The organism is Candidatus Rickettsiella viridis (assembly GCF_003966755.1).
GTDB lineage: Bacteria > Pseudomonadota > Gammaproteobacteria > Diplorickettsiales > Diplorickettsiaceae > Rickettsiella_B > Rickettsiella_B viridis.
The window spans coordinates 716,158-735,988 of record NZ_AP018005.1; the positions used below are offsets into that span (position 1 = coordinate 716,158).

The 19,831-nt window shown below is 39.3% G+C and carries 13 protein-coding genes; 7 read left to right on the plus strand and 6 right to left on the minus strand.

Going from position 1 to position 19,831, the window contains the following annotated elements; translation table 11 throughout:
• Window positions 1–222 precede the first annotated feature (222 nt).
• Window positions 223–3,021 (plus strand): 2-oxoglutarate dehydrogenase E1 component, encoded by a 2,799-nt coding sequence (locus tag DMP02_RS03285; protein WP_126322656.1) that lies wholly within the window; start codon window positions 223–225, stop codon window positions 3,019–3,021.
• A 51-nt stretch (window positions 3,022–3,072) separates the two neighbouring features.
• On the plus strand, window positions 3,073–4,284 hold the full coding sequence (odhB, locus tag DMP02_RS03290; protein ID WP_126322657.1) for a 2-oxoglutarate dehydrogenase complex dihydrolipoyllysine-residue succinyltransferase: 1,212 nt from the start codon (window positions 3,073–3,075) through the stop codon (window positions 4,282–4,284).
• Window positions 4,285–4,400: 116 nt separating this feature from the next.
• Here odhB and DMP02_RS03295 read toward each other — a convergent pair whose 3' ends face one another.
• The gene (locus DMP02_RS03295; RefSeq protein ID WP_126322658.1) at window positions 4,401–5,411 is read right to left on the minus strand and encodes an ankyrin repeat domain-containing protein; all 1,011 of its coding nucleotides are present in this window, start codon (window positions 5,409–5,411) and stop codon (window positions 4,401–4,403) included.
• A gap of 630 nt (window positions 5,412–6,041) precedes the next feature.
• Here DMP02_RS03295 and sucC point away from each other — a divergent pair.
• The 3 genes from sucC to DMP02_RS03310 are packed head-to-tail and all read left to right on the plus strand — an operon-like array spanning window position 6,042 to window position 9,081.
• A complete protein-coding gene (sucC, locus tag DMP02_RS03300) occupies window positions 6,042–7,217 on the plus strand; it encodes an ADP-forming succinate--CoA ligase subunit beta (RefSeq protein WP_126322659.1) in 1,176 nt (391 codons plus the stop codon).
• A gap of 23 nt (window positions 7,218–7,240) precedes the next feature.
• Window positions 7,241–8,110, plus strand: a complete 870-nt coding sequence (gene sucD, locus DMP02_RS03305; protein ID WP_126322660.1) for a succinate--CoA ligase subunit alpha — start codon at window positions 7,241–7,243, stop codon at window positions 8,108–8,110.
• Window positions 8,107–9,081 carry a PLP-dependent cysteine synthase family protein gene (locus tag DMP02_RS03310; protein ID WP_126322661.1) on the plus strand — a complete coding sequence of 325 codons (975 nt, stop codon included), beginning with the start codon at window positions 8,107–8,109 and terminating at the stop codon, window positions 9,079–9,081. The genes sucD and DMP02_RS03310 overlap by 4 nt, the downstream gene beginning before the upstream one ends.
• 115 nt (window positions 9,082–9,196) lie before the next feature.
• Here the strand turns inward: DMP02_RS03310 and DMP02_RS03315 are convergent, their stop codons facing one another.
• The 5 genes from DMP02_RS03315 to DMP02_RS03335 form a co-directional block, all read right to left on the minus strand.
• Entirely contained in the window at window positions 9,197–10,858 is a 1,662-nt protein-coding gene (locus DMP02_RS03315; RefSeq protein WP_126322662.1) for a hypothetical protein, read from the minus strand.
• Window positions 10,859–11,026: 168 nt separating this feature from the next.
• On the minus strand, window positions 11,027–12,607 hold the full coding sequence (locus DMP02_RS03320; protein ID WP_126322663.1) for an ABC-F family ATP-binding cassette domain-containing protein: 1,581 nt from the start codon (window positions 12,605–12,607) through the stop codon (window positions 11,027–11,029).
• Between the two features lie 172 nt (window positions 12,608–12,779).
• Window positions 12,780–13,862: a redox-regulated ATPase YchF gene (gene ychF / locus DMP02_RS03325; protein ID WP_126322664.1), complete on the minus strand. Its 1,083-nt coding sequence runs from the start codon at window positions 13,860–13,862 to the stop codon at window positions 12,780–12,782.
• 11 nt (window positions 13,863–13,873) lie between these two features.
• Window positions 13,874–14,482: an aminoacyl-tRNA hydrolase gene (pth, locus tag DMP02_RS03330; RefSeq protein ID WP_126322665.1), complete on the minus strand. Its 609-nt coding sequence runs from the start codon at window positions 14,480–14,482 to the stop codon at window positions 13,874–13,876.
• Window positions 14,483–14,608: 126 nt separating this feature from the next.
• A complete protein-coding gene (locus DMP02_RS03335) occupies window positions 14,609–15,289 on the minus strand; it encodes a 50S ribosomal protein L25/general stress protein Ctc (protein ID WP_126322666.1) in 681 nt (226 codons plus the stop codon).
• 360 nt (window positions 15,290–15,649) lie between these two features.
• Here DMP02_RS03335 and DMP02_RS03340 point away from each other — a divergent pair, with 360 nt between their 5' ends.
• Window positions 15,650–16,249, plus strand: a complete 600-nt coding sequence (locus DMP02_RS03340) for a hypothetical protein (RefSeq protein WP_126322667.1) — start codon at window positions 15,650–15,652, stop codon at window positions 16,247–16,249.
• A gap of 34 nt (window positions 16,250–16,283) precedes the next feature.
• A complete protein-coding gene (locus tag DMP02_RS03345; RefSeq protein ID WP_126322668.1) occupies window positions 16,284–19,730 on the plus strand; it encodes a hypothetical protein in 3,447 nt (1,148 codons plus the stop codon).
• Window positions 19,731–19,831 lie beyond the last annotated feature (101 nt).

The window sequence follows — 19,831 nt, forward strand, 5'->3', positions numbered from 1 at the left end:
CGTCGGCAGAGAAATCGTCATGGCGAGCGAATGCAATGAGCGTGGCCATCCAGTCAATATGTTTTTTAGCATCGAATAGTCTTTGTGCTTGTATAATAATGATACTTTGGATTGCCGCGCACCTTCGGTGCTCGCAATGACGGGCGATGAAATTATTAGGTTGCATTTTGGGCAGAAGAATAAGAAAATCCTTTCACTGCAAGTAGGGGTAAAATTCAACTAATGACCGAGCAAGTAAAATCCGCATTTCAAACCTTGCGTACAGATTCTTATCTATTTAGTGGTAATGGTGCTTATCTAGAGGCACTTTATGAACAATATTTACATGATCCTAATCAGCTAAGTAGAGAATGGCAGACCTATTTCAATCAGGTTGTCGATAAGCAAAAGGACGTTTCCCACGCTGATATTCGGGCTTATTTTTCCGAATTAGCTAAAAATCCTGCACCTTTAACCGTGCATGGGAGCCCGGAAGATGCCTTATTATCCAAGGTACATAATCTGATTGATGCCTATAGGCGCTATGGTCACTATCAAGCCAATCTCGATCCCTTAAGGCTAGCGCCAAAGCGAGAGATAGTTGATTTAAGTCTGGAAAATCATGCTTTAACCCCAGCCGATTTATCACAAAACGTTCATTTGGGCGGTTTATTAGGCTTGCAAACGGTTACGGTGCAAACCGTGATTGATATTCTAAAAGAGATTTACTGTTCTTATATTGGTTTTGAAACGCAGCATATTGCCGATGCCGGGCAGCGCGCGTGGTTACAAGCGCGTATTGAATCGGTAGAAGGGCAAGCGAGTTTTTCCAACGACGTGAAAAAAACCATTTTAAAAGGCCTTATACGTGCAGAAGGGTTGGAAAAATATTTAGGCAATAAATTCGTTGCACAAAAACGTTTTTCATTGGAAGGCGGGGATAGTTTAATTCCTTTACTTGATGAATTAGTCGCTAGAGCGAGCACACAAGCGGTGCAAGAGATTGTAATTGGTATGGCGCACCGAGGTCGCTTGAATGTGTTGATTAATGTGCTTGGGAAATTGCCGAGTAAATTATTTGAAGAATTTGAAGGGAAATTGACACAGGAAAATCGATCCGGGGATGTGAAATATCATAAAGGTTTTGCCACCGATGTTAAAACCGATCACGGTGCATTACATATTGCGATGGCATTTAACCCTTCACATTTAGAAATAGTGAATCCTGTGGTTGAAGGTTCGGTACGATCACGCCAAGAACGTCGTAGTGACAACATCGGTCAGCAAGTATTACCGGTATTAATCCATGGTGATGCGGCTTTTTCAGGTCAAGGGGTGGTGATGGAAACCCTAGAGCTTTCGCAAACAGCGGGTTATGGCACTGGCGGTACCTTACATATTGTAATTAATAACCAAATTGGTTTTACCACCGATCCACAAAATGCGCGTTCGAGTTGGTATTGTACCGATCCGGCTAAAATGATTGACGCACCTATTTTTCATGTGAATGGTGATGATCCTGAATCCGTGTTATTTACGCTGCAATTAGCATTTGATTTCAGACAAACCTTTAAAAAAGATGTGGTGATTGATTTGGTTTGTTATAGGCGTCATGGTCATAATGAAGCGGATGAACCCGCTGCAACACAGCCATTGATTTACCAAACCATTAAGCAATTACCCACGGTACGCACGCAATATGCCGAGCAATTAATCGCGCAAAATGTCATTAGCAAAGAAGAGTTAAGCCAATGGATGGATGCTTATAGAAACCAATTAGATAAAGGCGAACCGGTTGTCAGCCGATTATCAGTGGATGAACATGAAAATCCTTACCGCATTGATTGGCGTCCGTATCGTTACCACGATTGGCGAGAGGCTGAAGACACTGGCATTGCGTTACAACGCTTAAAAGACATGGCGACCTCCTTGGAAACCTTGCCGCCAGGGTTAACCTTACAACCGCAGGTCGCTAAAATCATCGATGACCGACGCAAAATGACTGCAGGCCAATTAGCGTTAAATTGGGGTTACGCGGAGATCTTGGCTTATGCAACGTTGTTGCAAGAAGATTATGGCGTTCGATTGTCGGGGCAAGATTGCGGTCGTGGTACCTTCTTCCATCGGCATGCGGTTTTGCATGATTTTAAGACCAATCAAATTTATGTGCCTTTGTCACAGCTAGCCAAGCATGAAAAAGCGTTCACCGTGATCGATTCAACCCTATCCGAAGTGGCGGTAATGGGTTTTGAATATGGGTACGCTATTTCTAATCCGAATAGCTTAGTGATTTGGGAAGCGCAATACGGTGATTTTGTGAATGGGGCGCAGGTAGTGATAGACCAGTTTTTAAGTTCCTCTGAACAAAAGTGGGGCAGATTGTGTGGTTTAGTTCTATTATTACCGCATGGTTACGAAGGCGCAGGACCGGAACATACCTCGGCACGATTAGAACGGTTTTTACAGCTGTGTGCACAAGATAATATGCAAGTGTGTGTACCAACCACACCGGCGCAAATTTTCCATTTATTACGACGACAAATGTGTAGGCCGTATCGCAAACCGCTGATTGTCATGTCGCCTAAAAGCTTGTTACGCCATAAATTAGCGATATCGTCCTTAGAAGATTTAGCCAAAGGACGTTTTCAAAACGTGATTGCGGATGAACGCGCGCTTAAAAAAGTAAAACGCGTTATTTTATGTAGTGGAAAAGTCTACTATGATCTGCTTGAACAATGTCAGGCACAAAAAATAGATAATATTGCACTGATTCGACTAGAGCAGTTATATCCTTTCCCCAAAGAAGAATTAATCGCTGCCTTAAAGCCTTATGAAAAAGTAAAAGATATTATTTGGTGCCAAGAAGAACCTAAAAACCAAGGGGCTTGGTATGCTAGTCAACATCATTTTATTGACTGCTTAGCTAAGAATCAAAGCTTACATTATGTAGGCCGAGCGGCTTCCGCAGCACCGGCGGTAGGTTCACCCATTGTGCATGTACAAGAACAACAAGCGCTGATTAAAGAAGCGTTAACATGCTAGAACGTCGTTTATTGAAGCTTTCATTAATTATAAAGTGAGGAATCCAATTGTATGAGTATTGAAATAAAGGTTCCCATGTTACCGGAGTCGGTGGCTGATGCGACAATCGTCACGTGGCATAAAAAAGCTGGTGATGTGGTTAAGAGAGATGAAAATATTGTCGATTTGGAAACCGATAAAGTTGTTTTAGAGGTACCTGCTCCTGACAACGGTGTATTAGGTGAAATTCTAAAAAAAGAAGGGACTGTGGTCAAAGCCGGTGAAATTTTAGCCACTCTAACCAAGGATGCCAGTATGAAAACTGAAAAAACGGCTGCTTCAGCAGCGGCAGAAGAAGCAGCGCCTGCTAAAAAAACGGCACCGTCAGAAACTGAAAACCCAGCCGCGGGTCCCGCAGCACGCCGAACGGCTGCTGAACAAGGAATCCCATTAGAAGGGATTCAGGGTAGTGGAAAGTCGGGTCGTGTCACGCGTGAAGATGTATTAGGGAAAACGCCATCACCAGCGGCCATGCCTACCAGTCAGCCAGCTACGATGCCGAGTATGGTGGCACAACAAGGTGATCGCATTGAAAAACGCGTGCATATGACACGTTTACGTGCCATTATTGCGAAGCGTTTAGTTGAGGTTCAACATACCGCAGCGATTTTAACGACCTTTAATGAAGTTAATTTGCATAAAGTGATGGAACTTCGTGCCAAATATAAAGAAAGCTTTGAAAAAAGACATGGCACGCGTTTAGGATTTATGTCATTTTTTACCAAAGCGGTGATTGAAGCGCTTAAACGTTATCCGGCTGTGAATGCCTCTATCGATGGTAATGATGTGGTTTATCACAATTACTTTGATATCGGTATTGCGGTATCGACCGAGCGCGGCTTAGTGGTTCCAATTATACGCGATGCAGATAAATTAGGTTTTGCCGAAATTGAAAAAAGCATTGCGAATTATGGGCGCAAAGCCAAAGAAAATCAGATCGCGATTGAAGATATGACTGGCGGTACGTTTACAATTACTAATGGTGGTGTTTTTGGATCATTGTTGAACATGCCTATTATCAATCCGCCACAAAGTGCTATTTTGGGAATGAATACCATTCAAGAGCGGCCTATTGCAGAAAACGGCCAGATTGTTATTCGTCCCATGATGTATATTGCATTGTCGTATGATCACCGTATCATCGATGGCAAAGAATCAGTCGGCTTTTTAAAGACTATTAAAGAACTGTTGGAAGATCCGGCGCGTTTGCTGATTGATGTTTAAAACAATAGTAGAAGAGAGGGTATCGTTGATTTAAATGATACCCTTATTAAAAAAAACCGAAGCTGTGTTCTTCGGTTTTTTTATTCTGTTGGATTTGTCGTATTATTTGAAAATAGTTATCTACGCAGAGAATGCGTGTTTCTATTGTCAGCTATGTTCTGATATATAGGTTCGGCTTTTGAGGTGCCAGTTGGCCTACTTTTAGTTGTGAGCATCGATTCAAACGCTTGCTGTGTTAATGTTATTATTTGTAGGGCTGTAAGTCCTTGCGTATTTTTTCTTTCTACCATTTCAGGCTTAGATTCGTTTAACACGTAACAGTATAATTGATAATTTCCACTTTTTGCCGCAAGGTGTAGCGCAGTATCACCATTAGGTGTCGTTTTACTCATCGTATCGGGTTTAGCTTTTTTAGAAAAAAAGGATGGTTTGATCCAATCAAATATTTTTGATTCATGTTTCTTGATTGATTTTAATAATTGTTTACTTAGATCAAGGTTGCCACGAGAAATTGCTTCATGGAGGGGTAAATTACCCTTGTTATTAACGATTAATTGAGTCTTTGGAGCTTGTTCGAGTAAAAAGTTAACCGTCTCTTTTTGAGCATATCTAATTGCTGTGTGGAGTGGTGTATTTCCCTTTTCATCTTTATAAGAAAGATCAGCGCGTTTAAGTAGGAGCTTAATCATCTCGGTTCTGCCATGTTTTGCAGCTAAGTGCAAAGAACGATTTAAATTTTCTTGCTTAAATACGCCATAACGATGATCTAATAATTTCTTAAACATACCAATATGATTTCCTTCTATCAGTAACCTTAAGATATTTATTTGATCCTTTTCTTGGGGTTTAGCACCATTTTTAAGTAATAATTTTAAGGTTTTTTTGTCAGTATATCCATTTTCTAGGGCAAATATTAGGCCAGAATCTAAATCTTTTTGGGTTAAATTGCCTTTTTTCAAAGTGTATTTTAAGGTAGAGTAAATACCCAGTTTGATATCGCTCTGTAGCCTTAATAAAGCTGTTGTTTTGCTTTTCTCGTTACTGTAAATATTTTTAAAGCTAGAGTTATTGCTGCTGTAGCCTGAGTCCGTCGTTTTAGTCTGCTGTTGATATTTTATTGTAGGCATAATTTTGTTACCTTAATTTTTTATCTATCTTATATATTATAAAATTACTTTCTTAACAAAAAATTAAATATATTTTCTGTGAAACGGCAATTCAGGGGGAATCGGGCTATAAACCCGTTATATATAAGGGATAAGGCCTGAATCAGAATTCAAAAACTAACTAAATTTAATAGTGATTTTTTTGCTTTTGTTTGAAAATACCGAGAAAACATAGCGCGATTGCCATGAACGGTAATTTAAAAAAAATAACACTAGAAAAATAGTTATTTTTTTTACATCATTTAAAACACGATTCTTGTTTAAAGAGAGACGCTTCACGTTACGATAAAGCGTCTCTGTAATGGCAGAAGGATAGGGCCATTGCAAGCGTAGCGAAGCAATCCAGGAAACATCATAGCAAAGCGTGTTCTAATCCAGTTAAAGAACCAGATTTTTCTTCGATGGCCACGATTGGAACCTCGTTACCGCCTCGCCAGGACAGACCTTGTTGCATCCTCCAACAAGATTCGTATTTAAAGCATGAAGGCGGATTCTAACCTATAATGGCTATCTTTTTTGCCATATCAGCTACAAATGAGTATGATATGGCCTCTTGTACCTGAAGATAACAACGGGAGAATAATTAATACCATGAACCTACATGAATATCAGGGTAAACAACTCTTTAGTCAGTATCATTTGCCCGTCCCTCCCGGAAAGGTAGCGGCAACGGTTGAAGAAGCCTTGGCCGCGGCGGAATCGCTAGGTGGTAGTGCATGGATGGTAAAAGCACAGGTTCATGCCGGCGGGCGTGGTAAAGCGGGTGGTGTTAAGTATGTCACCAGCAAAGAAGCGGTAGCAGCAGAAACCAAGCGCTTACTAGGATCGCGTTTAGTCACATTTCAAACCGATGCGAATGGTCAACCGGTTAATCAGGTTTTAATTGCTAAACCCTGTGATATTAAACATGAATTTTATTTAGGTGCGGTATTAGATCGCAGTACGCGTCGTGTGGTGATCATGGCGAGCACAGAAGGTGGCGTAGAAATTGAAAAGGTAGCGGAAGAAACGCCGGAAAAAATATTAAAAATTAGCATGGATCCTTTATTAGGTATTTTACCTTATCAGGCGCGTGAGATTGGTTTTAAATTACAACTCAATGCGGCACAACTCAAAGCATTTACGCAACTATTAATTCAATTAGGCAAAATATTTGTTGAGCGTGATTTAAGCTTAGTCGAAATTAACCCCTTGATTATTGATAGCAACGATCATGTTATTTGTTTAGATGCTAAAGTCGTTGTTGATGATAATGCTTTATTTAGACAGCCTGAATTACGCGATATGCGTGATGCGAGCCAAGAAGACGAACGTGAAAACCGTGCGCATCAATGGGAATTAAACTACATTGCGCTGGATGGTGATATCGGCTGTATGGTTAACGGCGCAGGGCTTGCAATGGCGACCATGGATTTAATTAAATTGCATGGTGGTAATCCAGCTAACTTTCTTGATGTAGGCGGTGGTGCGACACAAGAGCGTGTGACAGAAGCCTTTAAAATTATTTTATCGGATGAAAAAGTAAAAGGTATTCTGGTAAATATCTTTGGTGGCATTGTACGTTGCGACATGATTGCCGATGGTATTATTGGTGCGGTGCAAGAGGTGGGTATTAAATTACCGGTTGTAGTGCGTTTAGAAGGAAATAATGCTGAATTAGGCGCTAAAAAATTATCCGATAGCGGTTTAAATATTATTGCCGCTAAAAGTTTAACAGATGCCGCACAGCAAATTGTGGCTGCCGTAAAAACATTGGCTACCGCATAATACTTCACTAAAAGGTTAAAAAAATGAGTATATTAGTCGATAAAAATACGAAAGTAATCTGTCAGGGGTTTACCGGAAAACAAGGTACATTTCATTCCGAACAAGCCATTAAATACGGAACACGCATGGTGGGCGGTGTTACGCCTGGTAAAGGCGGCACACAACATTTAGGTTTGCCGGTGTTTAATACCGTTGCGGATGCTGTAGCGAAAACCGGTGCCGATGCGAGTGTAATTTATGTGCCCGCGGCTTTTTGTAAAGATTCTATTATTGAAGCGGCCGATGCCGGTATTCAGTTAATTGTTTGTATCACCGAAGGTATTCCTGCGCTGGATATGTTAGCGGTTAAAGTGTATTTAGAAAATAATACGTCTGCGCGTTTAATCGGACCTAATTGCCCCGGTATTATTACCCCCGGTGCTTGTAAGATCGGTATTATGCCTGGATTTATTCATAAACCGGGTCGTGTGGGTATTGTGTCGCGCTCAGGTACGTTAACGTATGAGGCAGTAAAACAAACCACTGATTTAGGCCTTGGACAAAGCACCTGTGTTGGAATTGGTGGTGATCCTATTCCTGGTATGAATTTTGTCGATGTATTACGTTTATTTCAAGACGATCCACAAACAGAAGCGATTGTCATGGTCGGTGAAATTGGTGGAACTGCCGAAGAAGAAGCGGCTGAGTTTATTAAATCCTATGTAACAAAACCTGTTGTTTCTTATATTGCAGGTGTTACGGCACCAGCTGGAAAACGCATGGGACATGCGGGTGCTATTATTTCGGGTGGAAAAGGAACTGCGGCTGAAAAGTTTAAAGCATTAGAAGCAGCCGGTGTTCATACCGTCAAATCACCTGCCGATATGGGGGAAGCAGTTGCTAAGTTTCTATGAGCTTTAAAACAATTCTACAATCTATAGGAAATACACCGCTTGTTAAGCTAGATAATATTTCACCAAATAAACTCGCCACTATCTTAGTTAAATGCGAGTTTATGAATCCGAGTGGTAGTATTAAAGATCGCATTGTTTCTTATATTATTAATGATGCAGAGCAGCGCGGTTTATTAAAACCGGGTGGAACCATTGTAGAAAATACATCCGGTAATACGGGTGCAGCGATTGCGATGATAGCAGCGATTAAAGGCTATAAAGTTATTTTGACCATGCCTGATAAGGTCAGTCAAGAAAAACAAAATGCTCTAAAAGCGTACGGTGCAGAAATCGTCGTTACACCGACTTCGGCCGCACCGGATTCGCCCGATCATTATGTCAATGTGGCTAAACGTCTAGCGAAAGAAACAGCGAATAGTTTTAGTATTAATCAGTACGATAATCCAAAAAATCCTGAAGCGCATTATCATACGACGGGTCCTGAAATTTGGCAGCAAGTGCAAGGACAATGTGATATTTTGATTGCCAGTGGCAGTACCGGCGGTACTATTTCAGGCGTAGGACGCTTTCTTAAAGAAAAAAATCCAAATATTAAAGTGATCATGCCGGATCCTAAAGGTTCTATTTATTATGATTATTTTAAAACTGGAAAAGTGCCGGAATCAGGTAATTGTAGTTATTTTGTAGAAGGGGTCGGTGAAGATCATTTAGCGAAAGCGATGAATTTTTCTGTATTGGATGATGTTATTCCTTTTGTCGATAAAGATGCTTTTTCAGTCGCACGGCGTTTAGCCAAAGAAGAGGGACTTTTGGTGGGTGGCTCTGCGGGCGCCAATGTTTGGGCCGCTTTAAAAGTAGCTGAAAAAGTGGATAAGCCCACCACCATCGTCACGATTTTACCTGATGGCGGCGTTAAATATCTCAGTAAAGTTTATAATAATGACTGGATGAAAGCACACGGACTTATATAAACGTCATTTAGTCGTCATGGCGAGGCTGGAACATCGTTCCAGCCTCGCCATCCAGGAAAAAACTATCTTTTGCTCTGGATGGCCACGCGCATACGCGCTCGCCATGACGAAAGAATTAAGGTAATTGAAACGCATCGGAATAAAATTCTTTCGTTTCTTTCATCTCCGCTATAACCGTATCAGTTACTCTTTTATCATTACCGTCAAAAAAACCAATACCTTTTTTTTGTAATTGTTCCATCATGCTTTCGGCTTCTTTCTCGCCAAAGAGTTCTTCCATTCGTTGACGAGATACATGAGAGATACTGCCATTACGGATACCCTTTCTAAAACTTTCTTTTTCTTCTTCTTTTATCATTTCGTCAGATTGTTGTTTTCTCTGTTCTTCTTTTACAACCTGTCTAAATTTTTTTAGCGACGGCGTTTCTAAATAGCTATAAAGCTGTTTAAAAAAATCCAAGCTGGTTTTTTCTTTAATTTTAAATTCTTCTGGTATTTTTTCTAATATTTTTTCAAGCAGTTGTATTTGATCCCCGTAGATAGAATCTCCAGTTAAAAATTCGCGCCATAATATGTGTAAATTTAATTTTTCAGGTGCATGTTCTATTTTTCCTATTATTGTTTTACTGATATAAGTTTGAATCGATTTGAGGCTATTTTCTATTACGGTAACTTGTATTTGAGTTGAGAATATTTCTAAGTCAGTGTCTTTAAGGCAAAAATCGGTATATTTTTTTGCTAGAGCATTGAGGTTAATCGTCTTTTTTATCACATAAAAAATGGCAAGGGTTTGAAATAGATTGAGAGGGTATTTTTCTAAATTCTTTTCAATGAGAATGAAGGTTGAGATATCTAACTCTTTTTTATCTAACGGGCTAAAGTGTTTAATAATAAGTTTATTAATAAATTCAAAGGCTTGTTGTTCAGTCAGAAAATTAAAAATATCCCCAATTAAAGATTCATTATGATGGTTAGTTTGAATTAATGAATCTTTAAAAAGCGTCGTTTTTTCGCTATTAAAAAAATGAAATAAATTTTCATTTAATGATGAAATAGCATCGTTTTCGTTTTTTAAAAGGATTGAGTCCAGATTATTATCTGGATTATCATTGAGATTTTTTTTCCATTTCACGATAAAATTTAAGAAATTATTCTTTAAATCTGAATATAAAATTTTTAAAAACTGCATAGCAAATATAGATTCTAAGCTAATAATTTGTTCTATATCTTTTAATTTATCTACAATGAAATCGTAAGGGATTGATACGAAAAATATTAATTTAGCGTTTGAGTTAAATCTATGATTTAGTTTTTCACAGTATTTGATATGTTTTTCATAATATGATTTTTCTTTTTTTGATCCAAGAAAAGATTTACTTAAACCGGTTATATAGTCATGGAAAATCGATTCAGGTAGTCGATTTAAAAATTTATCAAGTAGGGCGTCACTTATTTTTGAATCAAATCTGTTAATGAATGCTTCTAGCGATAAATCGCTAATTAAATTTTGCTGATAAAAAATAGTACTGTCTATTATTTTATCGATCAGCGCATTTAAGGTATTATCGGGGTCAAGTTGGGAATAGTTATCTAAAATAACGAATAGATCGTAAAGGGTATTAAGATTAAATGGGGTATTCGGTTCGTATTTTTTTTTATTAATAAACTCACGTAGTTTAAAATAAAGTGGTGGCGGCTTTTTAAAAAAAGGTAAATAATAACGAAATAATAATGCCCAGCGTGGTGGTATTAGTCTATCAAAATATCTTAAGTCCATGATAATTACTTCTATAATTTAGTTCCTTTAGACTAATCTACCAAAGTTATATAAAGAATAGAAGTAATCTATAAGAAGCAGTTTATTTTCCTTTGAACCTCCGTTGTATTATTAGAAAGCTTATCTACTTTGTTGCATGACCCAGTATATTATTTTAATCGGCTTTGTCTAGTTGAAGGTGATATTATCTAAACGCTTCACATCTTGTAATTTCTTATGATGCGAAATAAATAATATTCGATTCGCTATTTTATTAATAAAATGTCTATCGTGGCTAACGAATAGCAGCGTACCCGAATAATTTCTTAAGGCATTTGCCAGGGAATCGTTGGCTTCAATATCAAGGTGATTGGTCGGTTCATCCAATACCAGTACATTGGGCGATTCGAGAATCAGTTTAGCGAGCAGTAGGCGTGCGGCCTCGCCACCACTTAAGGCTAAAATATCTTTTTGTACCTCGTCTTTAGTAAATAATACCTGCGCTAATACTTTGCGTATCGTCTGCTCACTGGCTACATTGACTTGGTTGGTTAACCATTCTAAGACGCTCGCTTTTTTATTCAATAAATCATGATGATCTTGTGAGAAATAGCTGATTTGTGTTTCATATCCCCATTCAAAATCACCGTGATCGGCGGGGATTTTTCCTAGCAATAGTTTGATTAAGGTTGATTTACCAATACCGTTTTCACCGACAATCGCAACTTTTTCGCCACGCTTAATTTCAAAACTTAAGTCTTGAAATAATTTTTTGTTTTTAAAGTCTTTAGCTAAATGCCTAACCTTTAACACCTGCTTTCCGGAGGGACGGAGTGGGTTGAAGTTAAAATGGGGTGTGAGGCGTGAGGATTTTTTTATATCTGGAATCTCTATTTTTTCAATCATTTTTAAGCGTGATTGTGCTTGTTTCGCACGCGAGCTAGAGGCGCGGAATTTATCAACAAAGCGTTGCATTTCGGCCACCTTAAGTTCCGCATGTTGTTTTTCATGCAGTTTTTGTTCTTCGATTAATTTTTTTTCAGCCAGGAATTTTTCATAATTCCCACTGTATTGACGTATTTCACCGTAATCCACATCCAGTATGTTATCGGCTAGCCGATCAATAAAAGCGACATCATGTGAGATAAATAATAGCAAGCCTTGAAATTCATTTTTCAGATATTGTTCTAGCCATTGAATTGATATGACGTCAAGATGATTAGTAGGTTCATCTAACAGCAGGATATCCGGTTCCTGAAATAAGGCTTGTGCTAATAACACACGCAGTTTAAATCCACCCGATAAGGTGCTAAGTGGTTTTTTATGATACTCAGGCTGAATACCAAGACCGGTTAATAGCTTTTCAGCTAAACCTTCCGCCGTATAACCATTCAAATGTGCAATGGTTTCTTCTAATTTGCTAAATCGATTAACGTTTTTTTCATCCCACTGATTAGCCGCCAGTAATTTTTCTTTTTCTTGCATGGCTTCCCAGAGGGCGGGTTTTCCTTGCAGAACAATATCTGTAATGATGGTATTTTCATAGCGAAACTGATCTTGTTTTAACCATCCTACGGAAGCAGATTTAGGAATAGAAAGGCTACCAGCAATGGGTTCTTCCGTTCCCATGAGTAGTTTTAGAAAAGTAGATTTGCCCGCTCCATTTGCGCCGACTAAGGCATAACGTTTTTGATTGGAGAGAATAAGCGTGACATCATAAAATAATAGCTTTTCACCATAAGCCATGCTCAGTTGATTAATCGTTATCATACAACCTCGTCATTGCGAGCGCCGTCTAGGCGTGAAGCAATCCAGTTAGGTAATTTCTTCATATAAATCTATAAATCTATCTAATTTGGGTTTATTGTTTTATTGCCTGGATTGCCGCGCGCCTGCGGCGCTCGCAATGACGGTAGAAAGTTTTGCTGCGCGCGCAATGACCTCATACGTTGAATAAGAAATGAATGACATCACCATCTTGAACAAGGTAGGTCTTACCTTCTAAACGCCATTTTCCCGCTTCTTTAGCGCCTTGTTCGCCTTTATATTGAATGAAATCGGCATAGCTAATAATTTCAGCGCGAATAAAACCTTTTTCAAAATCGGTATGGATGCAGCCTGCTGCTTGCGGTGCGGTTGCACCTTTTGTGATAGTCCAGGCGCGCACTTCTTTGACGCCCGCGGTAAAATAGGTTTGCAGACCTAAGAGATCGTAACCTGCTCGAATCAGTCTATCGAGCCCGGTTTCTTTTAAACCCAGTTCAGTCAAAAATTCTTTTTTTTCTTCTTCGCTTAAATCAATACAGTCTTCTTCCAATTTAGCACACAGCGGCACAACGCTGGCCTGTTCTTTTTGTGCAAAGTCTTGTAACTGTGCTAACAGTGGATTATTGCTAAAACCATCTTCATCCACGTTCGCAATATAAAGTGTCGCTTTTGCGGTAAGGAATTGATAGGGGCGCAACAGCAATTTTTCTTCGGGGCTTAATGACATTAGACGAAGTAGCTGTCCTTCATTCAGCGCTGGAATAATGCGTTCGAGCAAGCTTTTGGTTTGGCTAGCCAATTTATCGCTGGATTTCTTTAAACGTAAAATGGCTTTTTCAGCGGTCTCTAAATCGGCTAAGGCAAGCTCGGTATTGATGGTTTGAATATCGGCAATCGGATCTACTTTTCCGGCGACGTGAATGATATCGGTATGTTCAAAGCAACGTACTACATGCGCAATCGCTTCTACTTCACGAATATGTGAAAGAAATTTATTACCGAGTCCTTCGCCTTTTGCCGCACCAGCGACTAAACCGGCAATATCCACAAATTCCATACTAGTGGGTATGACTTTTTGTGGTTTAACGATGCTGGCTAATTCAGCTAAACGTGCATCAGGAACAGGCACAATACCGACATTCGGTTCGATGGTACAGAAAGGGTAGTTAGCGGCTGCAATACCCGCTTTAGTGAGCGCATTAAAAAGCGTCGATTTTCCGACATTAGGAAGACCGACAATACCGCATTTAAATCCCATAAAATTTTCCGCTATTTTTCTTCTTGAATGGTATGCAACGCTTGTATAGCGCGTTGTTGTTCGCCACTGGCAAAGGTGGGTAACAGGGTTAATATCTCAGCGATGACGGCATCTATTTTTTGCCGGTCAGCGACAGAGGGGGAGTTTAACACGTAATCATGTACACGATCACGGTGTCCTGGGTGGCCAATACCTAAGCGTAGACGCCAAAAATCCTTGCTGCCTAATTGGGCGACAATGTCTTTTAAACCATTATGTCCACCTTCGCCGCCGCCCTGTTTGAATCGGGCACAACCTGGCGCTAAGTCCAGGTCATCGTGTACCACTAAAATGGCTTCAGGTGGAATATGATAAAAATGGGCTAAGGCCCTGACAGCGCGACCTGAATGGTTCATATAGGTCGTAGGAATCAATAAACAGCACTTCACATCACCGAATGCCATTTTGGCGACCAAGCCTTGGAATTTAGTTTCTGCTTTTAAAGATGAATTGCTTTGCTTAAGCAAGGCTTCGACCAGCCAAGCTCCGGCATTATGCCGGCTTTTTGCGTATTCCTGGCCAGGATTTGCTAAGCCGACAATCAGCCGAATTTCGAAACGGGGTAATTTGCTCGACGGCATTGTTAAGCACCTGGGTTTGATCCTCATTTACCTTGAATAGACCTCGTCCTTGCCAGTCGTTCGCCACGAACTCAAGCAAATTCCTGTGTTTCGAACGAAGTCTAGTATCGTGAAGCTAAAGGATAATTATTTTTTATCCTTCTCAGCTTGATTTTCTTCAGGTGCAGCTTCTTTAACGTTGATTGCAGGTACTTCAGCGGATTCAGGCGCTGCCGTAGACTCTTCTTCTACAGCACGTTGGAGCTGAATATTAACCACCGGCCGGTCATCGTCATGGGTTAATGCGATTAACTCTACCCCTTCCGGTAAGGGAAGTTGTGATAAATGAATTGCCTCATCAAGACCTAACTTTGAAACGTCAACGTTTATAAATTCAGGCAATGCATCCGGTAAACAGCGCACTTCGACGCTGTTCAGTAATCGAGCCATCACGCCACCGCCATTTTTGATGCCCGGTGCAGTCTCTTCACCCTCAAAATGTAGGGGAACTGAAATGGTGATTTTTTCTTTTGCGGTGACCCGTAATAAGTCCAAATGGACGATACGTGGCTTAAAAGGATGACGTTGCAGGTCTTTTAAGACCGCTTTTTGCTTTTGGCCATCGAGGTCGATAGTCAGAATATGCGAATAAAAGGCCTCATTTTCCAGTGAACGCAGCAATTGGTTGTGGTCAAAGGATAGGGGCATAGGGGGTTCTCCGGCACCATAAAGGATGGCGGGAACGCGGTTCTCAAGGTGGCGTAGACGGCGGCTCGCACCCGTCCCAAAAGCCTCTCGAGTTTTTGCAGAGAGTTCAAATGTAGTCATGGTTAATTCCTCAAAAAATAACAAACCCATCCCGCGACCAGGATAGGGGAGAGTAGTTTACGGGGGTTTTGCTAAAAATACCAGCGATAACAGCCTTTTTAGACCAGGAATATATCGGCATGCCGTTGTATTTTATGGTGGGTTGAGTGTTGATTTATACCATTGGAAGTCGGGGTATAAAAATTATTTTTACGACAGAAGTTTTGCGAATTTTTGTGCAAAGTTTAAGGTTACTCGGCAAGTATCCAGCGTTCTGTTTACCTACTTAAATTAGTATTAATAATAACAACTTAATTTTTATTTTAAGATCGGTTAAGATTAAATTTACTTTCTTTTAACTGTATGGAAATCAGGAATTTTATGGCTGTAGAAAAAAAATCAAATGAATCTGTTCTTGACATTTTAAATTTAGAATATTTTAAGGTAGTGGAAAAGAATGAAACTGATCGTGAAGAAGAGTTAGAAAAAATCCGCCAAGCGCTTTCAGATTCAGAGTTTAGCGAAGATTTCACGAATAAAATATTTAAATTATACGCTGAAAAACCTAAACTAGCCTACGCTATTAAATTTGTAAAAAAATTAAAGCAAGGCGATCAATTTTCAGAAGATGAAATTTTAAACATTATTCCTGTTTTTTTTACTATAAACCTTCGTAATATTAAAGCTTTTGAGACTTGGATTTTAAGCACAGAAGCGAAAGACAAAGACAAAGACAAAGCGTTGTTTGTTGTGCAACAATTAATTGATAAAAAGCTCATAGAAAAGGTTAGTTTTGAACAAATATCATCTCTGATGCAGAAAGCTAACTATGATGTAATGATAAAGGCTTATTTAGATTTTATTCAAATAACCGTGGCTTATCCGAAAATAACTTCTTCCTCTAACAGGCCTAATCAAGCTAACTCCCGCACAATTACTGAAAAATCGAATTATGAAACGCTAAAGGAAAACTCTATTTAACGAAGTAGGTGATCCTGTTAAGCGGGTAGCTACTTTGAAAGATTTATTACAACAGGGATATTCTGAAACTTTGTCTGCAGAGGGATATAATCTTAAGCTAATCAATCAAATCTTGTTAGGACTAGGAGAAAATACGGATGAATCAACCCTTAAAGGTTATATACAGTCTATTCAAACTGATAACCAACAAGCAAAGTTTAACGAATTCCTTAACCTATCTGAAACTTTAAGTAGAAATAATAGTGACAGATTAGTTAGATGCATAGATAGCTTAAAAAGTTTAAGTTTTTCACAGGAGGAGATTTTAGGGTTATTTAAGTTTGTTTTTGCCACTAGGACTGGTAGATTAGATCTTAATGGATCTATGTCTAAAATCGAAGTATTGACTGATCTATTGGGGTTAGGAGTTAAAGATAAAGCAAGTAAGCTAAAGAATATACAATCAATTCATGCCGCCGGGTTATTAATATTTGACTTCGATCCTAGTAAGGTTCAGCAGGCATTAGACGTTATGTATGCGGCCACGCAGTGGAATAAGGACATAACGGATAAAAAACTGGATCAAAAAATGGATCAAAAAACATTAATAGCTATTTGTAAACACGCGATAGAGTTCGCAGATTCTAAGGCCGTATTGCAGACGCTGCTGGTTATAGAGGCAGTTGGTATCAATACCCAACTTTTTAAACAGGAATTACAACCCTATTTGTCAACCTTTCCTGCAGAGATAGCGCAGCTCATCGCCACTTTAACCAAAGCATATGATGGCACCATTAAAAAAGAGTTATTGCTTGAATGTTTGCTTGTTGCTAAAGAAAAATACGAGGAGGATAAAAAAATCGGTTTAGAATTAGACACTATTGTTTATAGTAGTTTATGGAAAGAAAAATATAAAGCTTTCTCCGAGGAGAATAAACGGCTTATTGAGTCTTATACCGTTAAATTAAAGGGTCTTGCCTATACTGATACTTTCCTTTTTTCACTTTTAGATAACGAGATGCAGTCTGATGCCTACCTGAAGCGATTAGAACTGGCTTCTGCAGTGGTTAATAAGTGTAGTGATAAAGCAGCTGCTCTACAGTCTATCCAAGCGCTAAAGGAGAAATCAGGCGATCGGGTTGATGAAATAATGCGTGTTATTATGACATCAGTTAAAGTGGATGAGGCCTTAGAAGTTGCGGCCTTAAGTAGTACAGAGTTACTCGCTGAAGATAAACAATCGCTGCTTTCGTTAATTTTAAAAGCTAGGCAACCTAAAGAAGCGAAATCTATCTTTGAAATATTAAACAAGCATCACTTAGTCGCATCGACTGATTTATTTAAGGCTATTTTAAAGCAAGATGAAACTGAAGGTAAACCGACAGTGGATCGCATAGACTCTTTTTTCAATCAAAAATCAGAGCTCCCTAAGCCGATAAACACAGAAGTATCAGACCTCATCTTATTATCGGCTGACATAGCGAATGCATCGCAGCAGGTTTCAGCACTACAGGAGCTAGATCAACGATTTTCTAATTCTAAAAGCCTCGTATTAGATATGCTAAGCAAGCAGAGTGCGGATAGTGAGCTAGCACTTGAAGAAATACAAAAATTTAAGGAGATGGCAGGTGACGGAGAAATAAGTGCTATCTTAGCTGAAAAAAATCCTCTAGAGCGAATCAAGGCATTCCTAGAGCTCTCTACCTTAAATGAAGAACTCAAAGGGCAATACCTTGATTTGGTTCTTAATGCACATCAGCCTGATGCAGCGGCAAAAATCGTAACCGATTTAGCGGCACGGGAAGCTATAAAAGAAGAGGGCGCATTAAAATGTATTGGCCTCATTCTAGATAAAAAACAGGCGACTGAAAGAGAACAAACCAAGTTAGCCTTTATAAAGCTTAAGTGCTATCCCATTACATATGAATTGATTGACTGTGCGCTTAACTTGTCTGAATCAGCGCTCGAAGAGGTTCTGCAAGTTGCGCTAGAACTTTTTGTGCCAGAACCTTGTAGCGATAAGCCAATAAGCGCGGGGATGTTTGAGAAAATGTTAAGCACTGAGTCTGCGATTCAGTTTAAAAATAAGCTAATGCAGCTAAAGGAAAAGAATTTATTAGATTTTGTTTCTATGCATGCGCTTTATCACAACTTAGATTGGAACAAGGGTAAAAATGAGTTTCTAGCGGAGATAGAGTCGTTACAAAAATTGCAATCAAGTGTTGCTGCAAGCTTATTTGCGTGTATTTGTACTTCTGCTAGACCGATTGACGCGGCAAACATTTTAATTAAATTAAATCAGCAGGGATTGATAAAAAAAAGCTTCTGGACTAGAGCTATCAATGCGAATGATTTAAAGGTTTTTGAGTATATCACAGCCGGAAAAACAGCGGATGAAATGGATAATCGATCCACTAATTTTCAATCTGTTCGTCAAAAGTATTTATTGGATTTTAGTAATTCCTCTCATTCTTTAAATCTTGCTTGGGCTTTAACGTCGGAGAATGGCAAAAATAGATTAAATGGTTTAATAGAAAACTTGGATGCGAATAAGATAATAAGGAAGAGTTTCTGGACCGGTAAGATTAAAGATCAACATCAAACTGCGATTAGAGCTATTTTATCCGGTAAGGATGATTCTGCTATAACCACTCGAGCAAGGAATCTTGAAGCTATTGTGAATGCAAAATTATTTGATTTGATTTATAAAGCGGATTTATTAGATTTTATTTTGTATGCGCCTCAAGCGGATGCAAAGGCACATATTGCGTTTCTGGTTGATTTAAGGGAAAAAGGTATTTTAAAAATGAGTTATGGTAAAGGAAAATCAGCCTGGGTTGTTAATCTTAAAACGGCTTTATTACAAAAAGATAAACAAGCTATTTATTCATTGCTTGCGAGTAAAGGTTTGATTCATGATCATGCTTTGGTTAGAGCTATTTTAGATTCACCCGTTGTTGTACTTAAGGAAGCTAAGCTAGAGCAATTGCTAAAGTTAGGTTTGCTAAAAAAAAATTGGCGGACAGGAAAATTAAAAGCCAGTTCTTATCAGTTTATTACAGCGCTCTTACAATCTAAAACTGAAGAGGAAAGACAGCTAGCGATTTCTACTTATAAAATTAAAGGGACACTAAGCAGTATTGAGCAAGCAGAGCTTACTAATTTATATCCAAAAGCAACACTAACGTCGCCAGTACTGCAGGGATTAGCAATATCACCACCACCGCCGCCGCTACCACTACCAATCAGCCGAGCAGCATTGCTATCGTCGCCATTGCCGGCCACGGTTCCACCAACATCGCCAATGAATGGAGCAGCTCCACCACCACTGCCAATAAGTGAATTATTATCGTCAAAGCGCTTATTCAATGCAGGCACTCCTAATAATAAACAGCAAGCTACACCTAAGCCAAGCAGGGAAGCTCTTAATGCGGAGATAATATCGAAGGGAGGTCTAAATGGGTTAAAGAACAGAGGGGTAGGGGGTGTTAACCTTTCATAACTAAGCGATAAAAATATTAACCGTGCTTGGTTAAAGGTTGCGCTTCGCGATGAGTGCAACCTTTTTATGGTGTGATGAGCATAAAAAAGGCCCGCTTAAGC